This is a genomic window from Vibrio coralliilyticus ATCC BAA-450, from assembly GCF_000176135.1.
GTDB classification, from domain to species: domain Bacteria; phylum Pseudomonadota; class Gammaproteobacteria; order Enterobacterales; family Vibrionaceae; genus Vibrio; species Vibrio coralliilyticus.
This window is the reverse complement of record NZ_ACZN01000016.1, coordinates 193,927-207,645: the sequence shown is the minus strand read 5'-3', so window position 1 is coordinate 207,645 and position 13,719 is coordinate 193,927. Positions and strand designations below refer to the sequence as shown.

Here is a 13,719-nt window from a genome sequence, read left to right as displayed (position 1 = left end):
AAATCCGCGCGGTTCTCAGGTGCTCTTTACAGCTCCTGCATCAGTTGGATGTAGTTACCACAAGTATCGTCCAGCACCGCAATCATAACGGGCCCTGCCTCTCGGGGGGCTATTGAAAACTGGACACCTAAATCCACTAGCCTTTGGTGTTCTTTATTAATGTCTTCCACAGCAAATGAAGTCCAAGGTATTCCCGCTTCCTTTAATGCGTTTTGATACTGCTTCGCGGGCGCAAAAGCCATAGGCTCTAACAACAGCTCAACACCTGACTGCTCATGTGGAGACACAACAGTCAACCATTTATGCTCACCTAAAGGTACTTCTGTTTTTTTGATAAACCCTAAGATATTGGTATAGAAATCCAATGCTTTTTCCTGATCATCAACAGGAACACTCGTTAGACAAATTTTGATCACTTATATAGTCCTTTTCAGTGATGGGATAAGTACAAGATAGCCAAAACACCGAACAAAAACTTATTCCAGATTGCTTTTATGACGTTTTTGAAAATCTCTAGGGGAATAGCCCGTGCATTTTTTAAACACGCTAGAGAAAGTCGTTAAGCTTTCATAGCCAACCGAAAAACACGTATCCGTCATTGAGTGGCCTTCTCTAAGCAAAGTTTTAGCTCTCGAAATCCGCATATCTCTTAGATAGCTTCGAGGGGTAACACCATAGATTTGCTTGAAGATCCGCACGTAGTGAAAGCGCGACATAAGCGCCGCTTTAGCCAAATCATTTAAGTCTATTTTTTCGAAATAGTGTTGCTCCATGAACACTTTGGACTGCCTAACCAACGCGTACTGTTTGGGTCTCAGCGGTAACTCGCTATACAGGCGCTCAAGCTCTTGTTCATAGAATGTCTTCGGCATAATTCCTGCGCATCAGAAGAGAAACATACGTTGATTTTAACACGCTAAGTTCAGCGGCCAGGTAGCCAATACTCACATCGATGGAGAGAAACGCTTGTTGTGTCTGAGCGGTTCAACAAGAACTGAATACGGGTCTTTCAGTCGTTGATACAAAAAGAGAGAGACTTCTCCCTCTCTAACAATCGTACTTATTGATGCGCGCTTACCAAACGTTTATGAAGGACATCCTTCATCACTGCGCGATCATGTTTCATCTTATGCATTTCTTCATCGCTGAGTGGAGAATCCATCAGTTCAAGCTTGCGGATTTCTTTATCCAACGAGTCATAGGACTTCATCTCAGACAGAAAACTGTCATCCATTTTGGCCAATGCACGAATGGTATCTTTGTATTGCGGGAATTCGCTTAATAGAGAGTGATCTTCACCTAGCATAACAACCCCTTTGTTCATCTTGGTGGATTTTACTGGTTAAATTTCATACAAACATAGCACCATTATGTGTCCATATTTGAGATCCAAATCGACAACTTCACTCTGAGATCTAATTCTGACGAATTCTTAACTTTTCCTTCTTAAACCCTTTGTTCATCGGTCGCGCCGAAAATTCCCTGACTCTGCCCAATTAGTCACACCTCGATTCCAGTAGCGTTTGTAGGGATCAATCAAACCAGAATACATGGAGTCAAACATGAAAGAACTCACCCTATCCTCGTCGGTTGGAATTGGCGCGGACAACACACCTGATGATGTGCTCAACGTGCAAAAAGCCCTTAATCAATTGAGCGACAAAATTGGCTTGAGCACACCACTGAAAGAAGATGGCATCATCAGCTCAGAGCTTGGCCAATCGCCAACATGTCAGGCAATCGCCACTATGCAGAAAACTATTCTGGGTTTTCATAATCCTGATAGCCGAATCGATGCTAATGGTAAAAGCCACCGCACACTCAACAAAGAACTGAGCGCAGGTCAAAGTGCGCTGAGCTCGTTATTCTTGCCAGCGATTGAACCTATCAAAGGACTGACTGACGATGACTACAATGATGCAGCTGACTCCCTTGGCTGTGAAGTTGCCGCGATTAAAGCCGTCTCAGATGTTGAATCATCAGGCAGTGGTTTCTTTGAGTCTGGCGCGCCTTGCATCTTGTTCGAAGCGCACCAGTTCTCCAAATACAGTGGCCATCAATTTGATGACTCACACCCTAATATTTCTTCCCCAAAATGGGATCGCTCACTCTATGTAGGTGGTGAAAAAGAGTATGACCGCCTGAAACAAGCTATCGACTTGGATAGAACCGCCGCTCTGAAATCTGCTTCCTTCGGCCGTTACCAAATCATGGGCTTTAACCATCAGGCTGCGGGTTATGACGATGTCGAAACCTTCGTTCGCGACATGTTCTTTGCTGAGCGTCACCACCTGATGGCTTTTGTGAATTTCATCAAATCAAACTCAAAACTGCACGAGGCAATTCAAGCACTCGACTGGCCGACCTTCGCCCGTTACTACAACGGCCCTGGCTACGCTGAAAACCGCTATGACGAAAGACTGGAGTCCGCCTACCAGACTCACTCAGCTTAAACGGCTTGCGCAGGGCGACCTGCGCAGCATTCATTCAGGCGAAGAAAGGAGTCTATTCATGAACAACGTCCAATCTACAACTATCGCCCAATCCTACGACGATTATTATCGCATCGGCCTGTATACCTCTCGCTATCCAAAAGCCAATATCCGAGTTCTCAACACGCTCTTTCAGCACGCGCAATTTCTCGCTCAGGACTCATTAGCACTGGACTATGGGTGCGGAAACGGCCGCTATAGCTATCCGATACTCAAACAGACTAACTTGCACCTCTATGGCTTCGATATCAGTGAAATCGCCGTCCAACAAGCGAAGCAAACAACACAACAATTCTCTGAGCGCGTCGACTGGTTCAGTGACCAAAATCAGCTTCATCAACACGTTGAAGACCGAGATGAGAAGTTCCAGCTAGGCATGCTTCTTTTCGGTGTCATGAGCCATATCCGAGAACAGAAAGAACGCGCTAAGCTACTGAAATGGTTTCACAAACACATGAAACCCGATGGGTCGCTGATCTTATCCGTGCCCAATCGACGACGGCGTTTTCTCACACTGCAATGGCGACAAAGAAATCAACAGAACTTGCCCGGAGATATTCAGTACCAACGCTTTCAATCAGGCCGAAAAATCCCTCTTTTTTATCATCTTTACACTGTAAACGAGATCAGAGCAGAGCTGATTGAAGCGGGGTTTGACATCGAAAAAGTCACTGCAGAAAGCATTTTTCCAGAGCGTTTTGTCATTCAGAACTCCGCCATGGCCTTTTTAGATAACCTACTGTGTAATCTTTTACCCGCTTCGCTGGGTTACGGCCTACTGGTGGTCGCAAGGAGGCGTGCATGATTCGTTTCTTTACCCTCCTTATAAGTTGTTGCCTATTGTTACCCAGCGTTCAAGCGCAAGATCTGCTGAGCAAAATTAAACAATCTGGACGGATTGTTATCGGCGTTAAAGCCGATTACCCACCTTGGGGAATGCTGGACAGCAACAATCAACCTGCTGGTTTTGAACCCGATTTGGCGCAAATGATCGGCCATGCGCTCAATGCAGAAGTGGAATTCAAAACCGTCACCAGTGCCAACCGTTTTCAAAAGCTTAACGAAGGGCAAGTAGACATGTTGATTGCAACGGTCGGTGACTCCATGCAACGTCGACAGCGTGTCCGTATGATCACGCCTCACTATTTTCGCAGTGGTGTCACCGCCCTGACTCACAAATCGAACAGCGTCGAAAAATGGACTGACTTAATCGGCAAGCCGGTCTGCCTGACCGCTGGGGCATATTTCAATAAATCGCTGGTACAGAACTATCGCATCAAACCAATCATTCTGATGAGTAATAGAGATTCAAAACTGGCGCTATTGACCAACAAATGTCAGGCATGGGCCTACGACAGCGGCATTCTGTTCCACTTGTCGAATCAGAAAGAGTGGAGTGATTACAGCGTTGATGTAGAGACCATTATGCCAATCCACTGGTCGATGGTGACTCGCAAAGATACGGCATCGCAGTCTTTAGCAAACTGGTTATCTCGTTTTATCGCGAGCCGCATCAGAGATGGTCGTCTGAAGAGTCTCGCCCAACAATGGCAGCTGCCAGAACAGGATTACCTTGCTCAGCAGCACAAAAACTGGAACTCAATGGATGAGAATGGCGATGCCGTGTGTCAGGCAGATAGCGACAAGGTCAGCAAGAAAAAGCTCTGCTTTGATACCGTCATATCACTAGGGCAACAAGGGGACCAACAGTTTTGGCCTTTTGACCAGTTCGATACAGAGCGACTTATTCAATCGATGCTTCACACTGCTCTGTTTACTGTGATTTCAATCCTAACCGCCATCGCGCTGGCGTTAGGCTTTACTCACATGACGACGAGTTCCAAACACTGGGTCGCAAAACCCATCGCGTTTCTCACTCATCTACAAAGTTCGATTCCTCCCATTTTGATGCTCTACCTGATTTACTTCGGTGCGCTGTCTTTCTGGAACGAGCACGGTCAGCACTGGCTATTAAGCGGAGCCAGTGTTGCCTGGCTGGTACTGGCGCTGTACACCGCCTCTGGTATCAACAACCTAGTCACCGCAGATGTTACGTCACCGCTTTCCTTAACTCAGCGCTATCTTCATCACAGTGCTGGGGTCAAAGCTAACTTGGTCAATCTCGCTAAAGCTGCCGGTATGGCGAGTGTTATTGCTTCGCCCAATGCGGTTCTGGTGGTCAACACCTTAGTCTCCAGTTCAGGCTACCCCGTTCTGCTCATGACACTTCTGGCTCTGTTTTACTACCTTGAAGTACTGCTGTTTGCCTATCTCGTCGGCAAGCTGTTCACCCGCTATTCCGATTATCTGAAAAGACAAACATCGCCCGACATCAACAACAAAGGAGCGTTGCAATGATTTTATCGGACATGACTTTATGGCTGTCGCTTACCTACTCCTTCAGCCTCAATATTCTTATTGCTATATCAGCGATGACGATAGGTTTTCCTGTCGGAGCTCTGCTGAGTCGCGGAACCAATCACACTCAAACACCAATCAAGTGGCTGGCGAAAGGGGCTCAGTCTTTACTTTGTAATGTCCCCAGTTTCGTGATGCTGTTTTATCTTGCGCTGATCGTCCCCTCACGCTGGGAAATGATGGGCTTTGAAATGTACGTACCCGCACTAGGTAAAGCCATTATCGCTCTGGCGATCCCTGTCATGGGTTACAGCTGTGATTTGGCCACACAAAAACGTACCAGCGGTAAGTCCTTCTCGCTATCAGCAGTGAATCAGTTCTTTCTAGTTATCTTAATGGCCTCCACCACAGCATCAGCCATCGGTGTGGATGAAATACTGGCAACGGCAAACTCATACATTGCGTCTTCTGGCCAAGCCGATGCGATATTGCCGATTTACACCATGGTGGCTTGCTTTTTCATCGTCAGCGGCGCTTTGTGTCAGAGCTTTTTGAAGACCTTTATCACGCTCACCGAAAAGCGCCAAAATCGGCATATTGAAGCGAGGGACGAATCATGATCAAACCTTCCGAACTTCAGTATTACCATTTGCGCTGGATTGCAGCGCTTATCTGGTCTGTTGCGGCCTTTATCACCATTACGCTTTACCAGTTACACGCAGATATTGATACTGATATCCGCCATCACTTGGTCGAACAAAGCCAAGCGGCTACTCGGGCCATCAACAAGCGCTTGGCGGAGTTATCGCAGAAAACGGAACTGTTAGCGGCCGCAATCAACCAAAAGCAACGTGATGATAAAGAATTGCGCCACTTGATCACTCAGTCAGTGATGACAACCCAAGGGGCGCACCGAGGCGGTGTGGCCTTTCGTAAAAATCGTTATTCGGATCCTGCTAATCCTTTGTACTCACCCTACTTTCAGAAGAACGGAGACAATCGCCAAAGCCAGCAGATTTCGGAACGTTACGACTACACCTTGCCAGACAGGATGAACAACGGTCCACGGACTTTTTGGTTTCATCAGCCAATGTCAAAAGGCAGTATGTGGATGGAACCGTATTTCGGCACCACGGCCAATACCTGGCTGGCTGAATTCATCGTACCCTTTGAGTCCAATTATGACGGGCAAATGAACAATGGCTTTGACGGTATCGTCTTCCTCAACTTCTCGCTCAATAGCCTGACCAAGCAAGTCTTGAATCTAGATCTTGGTAGCCAAGGCTTTGGCATGCTGATTTCACGCACAGGTCAGATATTGGCCTACCCGAACAAGTCGGTTCTTGGCAAAGACATATACAGCTTAGACCCTGCCGAGTACCCGCTGCTTGCTTCTATCTCGGAGCAGCTGACTAAGGGGGATCTATCCACTTTTTCTCATCCGGTCACTGGTCGTGAGGAGTGGATGGTACTGAGTAATATCGAAGGACTCGACGCTCAGCTTGGACTCATTATTGATGCAGATGAGCTCAGGACATCAACCACGTCTCATGCTGGGTATCACGACCTGATTTGGTTTCTCAGTATTGCTGGTTTAATCATTTTTGTCGCTTCGCTGCGTTTTCCCGATGCGTCGCGCGCCAAATTAAGACGCCTGTTTACTGTATTATCACTGTGCCTATTGTCATACCTGCTCCTGCTTTGGTATCAGGCTTTAGCACCCAAGCCTCTGAGCAAAGGCGAAGCTCTGCTGGTCAATGAAGAAAGCGCGTACCTCGCTTGGCAAGCCCAATATCCACCGGGTAAAAAAGCCTCTTCGGAGCACATTCATCAAATAAACTTAACCGTTGAGTCACTTGATTTGGTCGAGGCGGATCAGGTCAGTATTGTCGGTAAAATCATCACCTCAGATCAGGCAACCGATGAGCCACCACTGCACATAAATAATTCCCTGAATACCTCTTGGTCTCTGATTCGGGAGAGCGAAGGATTCCAGCTGTGGCAGTTTGTCGCTCTCATCAAACAGCCTTTTGATTACGAGTCTTTTCCGTTCGATCGTGAAGTCATTGAGCTGACAATGATTCCTAGGCCAGACTCAGGCTACCTAATGCTGGTACCCGAGTTTGACAGCTACCCTTCCATGCGGCCCGAGGACTTACCCGGTATCAGAATGGCTGAACATGATTTTGGCAGTTGGAAACTATTACAAAGTTACTTTAGTTATCAAACTGACAAGCTCTACAATGGCCATCAAACCGTCAATTTGAAGTACAACATGGTCATACAAAGGAGTATTACAGGACCTTTAATAAGCCATATCATGCCGCTGCTGGTCGTGAGCTTTCTTACTTATTGTATGTTGCTTCTTTGGACCAAAGACGAAAAGCAGCAAGCGCTGTGGGGCTTTAATACTGCCACCGTTCTCCAATATTGTGCCTCGTTATTTTTCATCTTGGTCATTGCGCATGTCGCACTTCGTGAGGAGCTGAATGCTCAGGGTGTTATCTTTATCGAGTACTTCTATTTCCTCGCTTACCTGCAGATTATTTTCACCTCCATTGGCGCTCTGGCGTACACCACGGAGATGAAAATTCACGCGTTGGAATATCAGCAAGGGCTGAGGGTTAAACAGTGGTACTGGCCACTACTCCTCATGCTTTCGCTGATTATTACCCTGCTGTTTATCGAAAAATAACCGAGCGTCGATTAGCGGCAATTCTGGTCAGAAATCCCCGAGTATCTTTCGGGGATTTCGCTACATTGGACACGTTAAATGCCTCAATCAACAAGGAGTGACACGTGTCAGTGAATACCCAATACATTCAGCAGGAAGTGCTTAAGATCCTCAACCAAATAGCGTTACCAGAAAAGCTATCTAAAGAGGAGATGGACGAGTGTTGGCAACAACTTAACCAGCTTCAAGTGCTGAGTCAGGTAGAGATTTCATCTCTAGACTTTAAAGGGACCACCTCACCTCTGGATGAGTCGATCACGATTCGAAATCGCGGCGATATGACTGCAGACATTAGTGGTTGGCATATACAGGCAGGTTCGCCAGATCAGCAATATATCTTCCCAGAACATACCTTCCTGTCGCCGTTTGAGTACATCAAAATTGATACATCAGGTAAGTCGGAGCACAGTTTTGGTTCCAATCAGCCAGTGTGGAATAACCGAGGCGACCTTGGCACTTTGGTCAACCACCACGGCCAGACGGTTTCAAGCTTCATTTATGGCGATAAAGCTCACCCTCATGCCATCATCAGCCACGTCAATTATGACGGTAAAGAGTTTCGCAGCGAAGGCGATGAGTACGTCGAGATTCACAACACATCAGAGTATACAGTCGACCTTAGCCAGTGGCGTTTAGAAGCTCTGCTCAATGACAATTGCTTTGTGTTTCCTGAAGACACTCAGTTAGCGCCGCTCACTTCCTTACGCGTTTTTACCAACAAAGCGTCGCTTGAAGATAACGAATACAGCTTTAACAGCCCCACAGCGCTTTGGAACAACGACGGTGGAGGCTGTAAGCTGATTGATTATCAGGACAGAGAAGTCTCCAGTTACAACTATTAATCAAAGGAGATAGCCGTTGGCGAGTGACTCATTAGTAAAATCGCGGACTCACGAATCGATCCCTGAGTCTGATTTACAACAACTGATCCGTGAAGGTATTCAGTTGCTGCAATACGTTGCTCGCCACGGTGATCTCACTATTGACCCAGAGATTGCCCAGGGAATATATCGCGCCAAATATCGCATTGATACTCGGCACTGGAGCGTAGAAGATGAAACTTTGCTGCTGCAATGTTACGACCGTTTAGCCAAACAGGTGTACCCAGTGACAGTCGAGAGCATCAAAGCCGTTGTGCCCGACACTAAAGATGGCAAGCTTGAATTACCGGGCGCTTCAAGGGTGATCACCTGGTATCGGCGCTACACCGTTTTAACCCTGATTTTCCTGCTCATTGTGCAGATGTACTACTTGTTTGGCTACGCACTGACGCAAAACCTTCTCACCTCTGTGGGGTCAACGGACGCCCTCAATTCTCCTATGCCCCCAGATATGGAGGCCAATTACCAGTTGCTGCGAAACTGGAATCACATCTGGCTAGGTGGACGTAACATACCATTGGATGCCGAAAGGACTGCCAATGAAGACTCACCCGTTGAATATGCCGCTAACCTGATCGCCGCTCAGTCGGTATTGCAAATGCTACAAAACTACATTCTTCCGCTGATGTATGGCCTGCTTGGTGCGTTTATCTTTGTCCTGCGAAGCCTGCTGCAACAGGTGCGTACTCTTACGTATACCGCCAGCAGAGAAGTCGGCTATCGACTGCGCCTCACACTAGGCTGTTTAGCGGGAATGATAACCGGCTGGTTACTCAAGCCGGAAATGGGCGACATGGCACTGTCTCCGATGGCGCTGGCTTTTATCGCAGGCTATAGCATTGAGGTGTTATTTACTTTGCTTGATCGTCTGATTGATGGGATTCGTCGTCAGCCTGACTCTTCTCCTGAGGCTTCTTCAACGGGGCGAGCGCCTGATTAGCCATCGTCGGAGCTTGCTCAACAAACGTTTTGACCAACTTAGCGACCAGTTCGAGAGACTCTTTCTGGAGTGATTCCAGCTTATCCATTCCTTGAAGTACACCGGTGACTTTCTGGTGTACTTTGACCTTCTGCTTCACTTGCTCTGGCGTCATCTTCAGTTTTTGCAATTTCGGCTTATAGGCTTTTTTGACCAGTTTAAGCGCATCGATTAAATCCGACATAGCATTTCCTTGCTGACTCCTCCTGCTTTTAACTTATCACTCAACAAGGAATAATCACGGCCAAATAACCCAATTATTCAGCCAATTAGCCTGAGCTACTCACCCTCTTTCCAAGTCATCATGGAGTGAAACCCGAAAAATAAGGACACACAATGAAAACTCGTTACCTCGGCTGGATCGCCGCCTGTTTGATATTACTGAGTGGCTGTACGTTGCGCTTGGTGGCTCCCTACGATCCTCAAACCGTTCAGCAGGCACAAAGTATCGAACGTGATATCGAATACCTCTACCTGAGCATGCAAGCGCTGCCGGAAAGCGAACGCCTCTACGCGAGATTCACTGAACAGTACCTCAAAATCGATGTGAGCGTGCGTGGATTAGAGCGCAGGCAGGCAAGGCGAGAGCAAAACCAAGAGACCTTAAAGCAGGCTCAAACACTGGTGCAATTCTGGCAGCAGGACATGAAAACCCACCAGCAAAAGCAAACCTTGTCAGACTTTCTCATCAAGCGTCGCTTAGATCAGTACAAACGGCTTATTGATACGTTAATTCGTGGTGAACTCGCCAAACAATAAATCATTCAAGGAGCAGAAAGATGACGGAAAGCATAGATAACATCATTGAACAAATTACTAGCCAAATTGAAGACTCACCAATTAAGAACCTGCTGACCAGTGCGCTGACAGTCACACTGGATAAGCAAAAGGCCACCTTGCAAGAGCTGATAGAGGCTAGAAACAACGGCGACTTAACCAATGAAGATTTTGAGCTAGAGATATTACGTGAAAAGCAAATCGCTGAGGCCGAAATGCTGACGTGGCAAATCAGCGCAAAATCCGAAGTGCAGAAAATCGTCAATAAAACCTTTAGCACACTAGTCGATACGCTGGTGTAACTGTTTCTGGCGGGAGCTTCCCGCCAATCTTGCTCATAAGGGGGAAGCATGGGCAAATATCGACGCCGCAGAGTCGTATGGGTTCCTCGTGGCTACCGACTCAAATCCCGCTATCGCAAAGCTAACAAAACTCAACCGGTAGAAGCGACTGTGCAGGAAGAGTCCGTTATTTCATCGCCAGAAGCATCGGAAAATACACCACCCGTTTCCCAGGCTAACCAAGATTCACCTTCACCAAAAGAACCACTCATGCAAGAGACGGCAGAAGTAACAAGCACGACCAACACCGAAAGCAAACTGGCGGAATTTGACGCTAGCTTTAACCCTTATCAAAGCTATGTGCAGGATCTGGCGCGCTGCCTAACCAGCATGCCTAAAAGTGTGTTTACGGCCAGCTCGGAAGAGGGAGCTGAGGTTTCTAACGATGCCAACCATACAGAAGAACCTGTCGACCATCTAAAAAAGCCATCCGAGCCCGTGCGCCCAAAATCTGGTAGTGAACGCCGCAGGCTCGAGCCAAACGCTTTACCACAAGACGATTCCAAACCAAAAGCCAAGACTCAAACAACCAAAATCAACTGGTCTCAGCCTTCAAGCTATCAGGGCCATTCAAGTTACCCGTATCAATTTAAGTTTGTGGCTAATGGCGCATCGGAACATAAGCAGGAATCTGCAATATCAGCAGAAGCTAAACCAGACTTTCAACACGCTGAAAATAAAAGACAAACAGTGAAGAATTCCGTTCACTCAAAGCCTCAAAGTGCATCTCGACAACCGAATCTTCGCTGGCTCACAGGCGTGCGTTCTTGCATGCGTGCAACGGATCGTCAATAACCCCAAAAGAGTGAACTATTGCACCAAGTATACATAGCCTGAAAAACCTATTCTGCGGAGGTAACTACTCAACAGGAGAAACCAATGAGACAACTACTATTTCGCCTTTGCGAAGCTTCTGACGGACGTACCTTCGCATTCCTGACTGACCAGCCTGATGTTGAAGATTATTTTGATAGCGGCTACAAGGTCGCTTACAAGTATCGAGACGGGCACAAAGGGAAACAACTCCTAGCCCGCTGGCGAAGCTCCTATTCGGTGAAATCACAGAACTACAGTCAGGTTCCAGAGCAAGATGAACTGCCTGAAGGCGTCCAAAACGCGTTTGATACTATGATCTCCAGCCTGATCCCAGGTGTCGATGTCTTCTTCTGCGACTACAACTTAGCCATCGAAGCTGACCTGCCTATTTGCAATCAGGTCATGGATAATTACCGCTCTACAGACTTCGTCCTCTTCTCGTGTGAAGAGCTGATCGGTAACGATCCGAACACCCAGCCTTACATGGTGTCTTATGCAGCCCCTCGCTACCCAGAGTCGGGCAACACAGGCAGCCAGCATCGTATTTATAGTAAAACGGATGGGTTCGCTTTTGCTCAGGCCGTGAATGCCATCGTCAACCAAAGAGATCGTGATGCGTTAAACGGTGGGCATATTCGCTCAGAAGTGGATACCTACATCAGTGAACCTTCCGTCAAAGAGTCCGTCGCAGAACAGGTCATCAACCGCTTTGTCGAAACGCTGCCGCAGTTTAACAGCAACGTGAAAGCCCTTAGCGCGCCCACTGAATAATCCCGACCGGGAGGACTCTTAATGCGATCAGACCAAATGTATTATGCGGCCTTCAGCGCCGCATTAATGGCCGGAGCAGAACCCGGCCTCGCCCAACGGCTGGCGTACCAACTGGCTTATCTGGCTCTTTCCTCCCCAGTGCAAGAGGAACCGCCCGCTTGTGAAAGCTCATCAGATTTACCTGAATGGTCACAACACTCACAAGCTGGTAAACCTATGTCGATACGCCCGATTAACCCTCTCAGTCATGTAGACTGGCTCAATGGTGGTGCACTGAATGAACGAGGTTCTAGGCTCGGACAACACGGTATTTCCGGTCACTTCCATTACTCTCATGAACCAAGAGAGGTCAATCGACCACCCAAGCAGCCCACACCTGAGGAGAAATACGCTGGCAAGATCAATCGTGCCATCTTATTGGCAATGACCAATGCAGATAGCCTCGCCACCAGCAAGTTTGTTGCTGCACTGTACCAGTACATGAGAGCCACCAAACCGGATGGATCGGATGTTCAGCACGATTACTGGCTGCTCATGCACACCATCCGCTGCTTTTTGTTTGGTACGACTTTTCAATGGCAATCGGGTTATGCCAAAAGTACTGATTCAAGGCAACAAAGCAAACCTATGTATCCGGTGATCAAAGCATTGTGGTCATGCTTTGAAGGGGGAATTGAAGAGCCTGAGCTTTCCGATATTTTGTCTGAGCAGCTCAGTTATTTTTCTCCCACTCAGCAAGTTCAATGCCTATCTTTGGGCATAGCCTTTCGTCCAGAGCTATTGAACGATTACAACCTTGCTAACCATGCCAGCCAGAGCAGAGTGTATCTACATGAACTGGATGATGCACAGCTATGGCTAGAGAACGCATAACCCTAACCTAACGCCAGCATCCCCTATTCTATGCTGGCTTATCCCGAGTTTCTGCCCACTTCGATTGATACTCTGAACGCATCGCTCTTTCGGAGAAACCTTATGATTCAGCAATCACTACTCAGCCATCTCGCCGGTCAGCACGATTTCAGCAAAGCGAATCAGGTCATCGCCATGCCTCAGGCAAAGCCCTTTGTACATTCCTGGCTCACGCTCGATCTCAGCCTGTCACTGGCTCAATCTTCAGATATCGAGGATATCCATTTCGCCTCTCCCTACAGACATAATGACGAGTACCTCAAATTTGTTAGCAAATCGGCTTCCGTCGAACCTTGCGACAAACGCTACGCATCAAAAGCGGATCTGCGTATTTCAACGCCGGGGAAAAACCTTTGGTTTGAATTTCACGTTCTTCACCAGGACGAACTAGCGTCAAAGAAAGATCGCAACAAACTCTATGATGACACCAAACGAGTGGCTACCTTGCGTAAGTCACTACCTGAAGATGAAGTGATGCTGCTGGTCGGATTATGGGGAAGCTTCAGTGGCGAAGACATCAAGCATTTCGAGCCACTAGACAACAACACTCAATGTGCGTATGTGCTTGATACCAGCTTAACGGGCAGCACTCAGATTGCGCGGCTCAGTCATATGAAAAAAGAAGGGGAGCCACGTTTTCTGCTGGCTGCATTTTGAG

The 13,719-nt window shown here is 47.5% G+C and carries 17 protein-coding genes; 13 read left to right on the top strand and 4 right to left on the bottom strand.

Annotated features, from left to right (window positions below; genetic code table 11):
- Positions 1-26 precede the first annotated feature (26 nt).
- From VIC_RS12200 to VIC_RS12190, 3 genes are all read right to left on the bottom strand, one after another.
- Complete coding sequence (locus tag VIC_RS12200; RefSeq protein ID WP_006960155.1) at positions 27-416, bottom strand: VOC family protein; 390 nt, start codon at positions 414-416, stop codon at positions 27-29.
- A 60-nt stretch (positions 417-476) separates the two neighbouring features.
- Positions 477-872: a helix-turn-helix transcriptional regulator gene (locus VIC_RS12195; protein ID WP_039951870.1), complete on the bottom strand. Its 396-nt coding sequence runs from the start codon at positions 870-872 to the stop codon at positions 477-479.
- Between the two features lie 188 nt (positions 873-1,060).
- Positions 1,061-1,306 carry a YdcH family protein gene (locus VIC_RS12190; protein WP_006960152.1) on the bottom strand — a complete coding sequence of 82 codons (246 nt, stop codon included), beginning with the start codon at positions 1,304-1,306 and terminating at the stop codon, positions 1,061-1,063.
- 256 nt (positions 1,307-1,562) lie between these two features.
- On the opposite strand from VIC_RS12190, the gene VIC_RS12185 reads away from it, so the two are divergent.
- The 7 genes from VIC_RS12185 to VIC_RS12155 all read left to right on the top strand — a co-directional run bounded on the left by VIC_RS12185 (position 1,563) and on the right by VIC_RS12155 (position 9,405).
- Positions 1,563-2,453: an N-acetylmuramidase family protein gene (locus tag VIC_RS12185; RefSeq protein WP_006960150.1), complete on the top strand. Its 891-nt coding sequence runs from the start codon at positions 1,563-1,565 to the stop codon at positions 2,451-2,453.
- Between the two features lie 58 nt (positions 2,454-2,511).
- Complete coding sequence (locus VIC_RS12180; RefSeq protein ID WP_006960148.1) at positions 2,512-3,297, top strand: class I SAM-dependent methyltransferase; 786 nt, start codon at positions 2,512-2,514, stop codon at positions 3,295-3,297.
- On the top strand, positions 3,294-4,850 hold the full coding sequence (locus tag VIC_RS12175) for a transporter substrate-binding domain-containing protein (RefSeq protein ID WP_006960145.1): 1,557 nt from the start codon (positions 3,294-3,296) through the stop codon (positions 4,848-4,850). The genes VIC_RS12180 and VIC_RS12175 overlap by 4 nt, the downstream gene beginning before the upstream one ends.
- Positions 4,847-5,470 carry a hypothetical protein gene (locus VIC_RS12170; RefSeq protein ID WP_006960143.1) on the top strand — a complete coding sequence of 208 codons (624 nt, stop codon included), beginning with the start codon at positions 4,847-4,849 and terminating at the stop codon, positions 5,468-5,470. Before VIC_RS12175 ends, VIC_RS12170 begins: the two co-directional genes overlap by 4 nt.
- A complete protein-coding gene (locus VIC_RS12165) occupies positions 5,467-7,545 on the top strand; it encodes a PDC sensor domain-containing protein (RefSeq protein WP_006960142.1) in 2,079 nt (692 codons plus the stop codon). The genes VIC_RS12170 and VIC_RS12165 overlap by 4 nt, the downstream gene beginning before the upstream one ends.
- 104 nt (positions 7,546-7,649) lie before the next feature.
- On the top strand, positions 7,650-8,426 hold the full coding sequence (locus tag VIC_RS12160; protein WP_006960140.1) for a lamin tail domain-containing protein: 777 nt from the start codon (positions 7,650-7,652) through the stop codon (positions 8,424-8,426).
- Between the two features lie 16 nt (positions 8,427-8,442).
- The gene (locus VIC_RS12155; protein ID WP_006960138.1) at positions 8,443-9,405 is read left to right on the top strand and encodes a hypothetical protein; all 963 of its coding nucleotides are present in this window, start codon (positions 8,443-8,445) and stop codon (positions 9,403-9,405) included.
- Here VIC_RS12155 and VIC_RS12150 read toward each other — a convergent pair.
- Entirely contained in the window at positions 9,317-9,628 is a 312-nt protein-coding gene (locus tag VIC_RS12150; protein ID WP_039951868.1) for a hypothetical protein, read from the bottom strand. The genes VIC_RS12155 and VIC_RS12150 overlap by 89 nt on opposite strands.
- 152 nt (positions 9,629-9,780) lie before the next feature.
- Between VIC_RS12150 and VIC_RS12145 the strand changes: the two genes are divergently transcribed.
- The 6 genes from VIC_RS12145 to VIC_RS12120 all read left to right on the top strand — a co-directional run bounded on the left by VIC_RS12145 (position 9,781) and on the right by VIC_RS12120 (position 13,718).
- A complete protein-coding gene (locus VIC_RS12145) occupies positions 9,781-10,203 on the top strand; it encodes a hypothetical protein (RefSeq protein WP_006960136.1) in 423 nt (140 codons plus the stop codon).
- A 20-nt stretch (positions 10,204-10,223) separates the two neighbouring features.
- Positions 10,224-10,523: a hypothetical protein gene (locus tag VIC_RS12140; RefSeq protein WP_006960134.1), complete on the top strand. Its 300-nt coding sequence runs from the start codon at positions 10,224-10,226 to the stop codon at positions 10,521-10,523.
- 48 nt (positions 10,524-10,571) lie between these two features.
- Positions 10,572-11,357 carry a hypothetical protein gene (locus VIC_RS12135; RefSeq protein ID WP_039951866.1) on the top strand — a complete coding sequence of 262 codons (786 nt, stop codon included), beginning with the start codon at positions 10,572-10,574 and terminating at the stop codon, positions 11,355-11,357.
- A gap of 84 nt (positions 11,358-11,441) precedes the next feature.
- Positions 11,442-12,149 (top strand): hypothetical protein, encoded by a 708-nt coding sequence (locus VIC_RS12130; RefSeq protein WP_006960128.1) that lies wholly within the window; start codon positions 11,442-11,444, stop codon positions 12,147-12,149.
- 21 nt (positions 12,150-12,170) lie between these two features.
- Entirely contained in the window at positions 12,171-13,022 is an 852-nt protein-coding gene (locus VIC_RS12125) for a hypothetical protein (protein ID WP_006960127.1), read from the top strand.
- Positions 13,023-13,124: 102 nt separating this feature from the next.
- Complete coding sequence (locus VIC_RS12120; protein ID WP_006960126.1) at positions 13,125-13,718, top strand: hypothetical protein; 594 nt, start codon at positions 13,125-13,127, stop codon at positions 13,716-13,718.
- Position 13,719: the final 1 nt, after the last annotated feature.

Coding starts and splice junctions, on each gene's coding strand:
- VIC_RS12195 (WP_039951870.1), bottom strand. CDS start 872: ATGCCGAAGACATTCTATGAACAAGAGCTTGAGCGCCTGTATAGCGAG.
- VIC_RS12165 (WP_006960142.1), top strand. CDS start 5,467: ATGATCAAACCTTCCGAACTTCAGTATTACCATTTGCGCTGGATTGCA.
- VIC_RS12190 (WP_006960152.1), bottom strand. CDS start 1,306: ATGCTAGGTGAAGATCACTCTCTATTAAGCGAATTCCCGCAATACAAA.
- VIC_RS12185 (WP_006960150.1), top strand. CDS start 1,563: ATGAAAGAACTCACCCTATCCTCGTCGGTTGGAATTGGCGCGGACAAC.
- VIC_RS12145 (WP_006960136.1), top strand. CDS start 9,781: ATGAAAACTCGTTACCTCGGCTGGATCGCCGCCTGTTTGATATTACTG.
- VIC_RS12125 (WP_006960127.1), top strand. CDS start 12,171: ATGCGATCAGACCAAATGTATTATGCGGCCTTCAGCGCCGCATTAATG.
- VIC_RS12150 (WP_039951868.1), bottom strand. CDS start 9,628: ATGTCGGATTTAATCGATGCGCTTAAACTGGTCAAAAAAGCCTATAAG.
- VIC_RS12135 (WP_039951866.1), top strand. CDS start 10,572: ATGGGCAAATATCGACGCCGCAGAGTCGTATGGGTTCCTCGTGGCTAC.
- VIC_RS12175 (WP_006960145.1), top strand. CDS start 3,294: ATGATTCGTTTCTTTACCCTCCTTATAAGTTGTTGCCTATTGTTACCC.
- VIC_RS12130 (WP_006960128.1), top strand. CDS start 11,442: ATGAGACAACTACTATTTCGCCTTTGCGAAGCTTCTGACGGACGTACC.
- VIC_RS12140 (WP_006960134.1), top strand. CDS start 10,224: ATGACGGAAAGCATAGATAACATCATTGAACAAATTACTAGCCAAATT.
- VIC_RS12120 (WP_006960126.1), top strand. CDS start 13,125: ATGATTCAGCAATCACTACTCAGCCATCTCGCCGGTCAGCACGATTTC.
- VIC_RS12180 (WP_006960148.1), top strand. CDS start 2,512: ATGAACAACGTCCAATCTACAACTATCGCCCAATCCTACGACGATTAT.
- VIC_RS12170 (WP_006960143.1), top strand. CDS start 4,847: ATGATTTTATCGGACATGACTTTATGGCTGTCGCTTACCTACTCCTTC.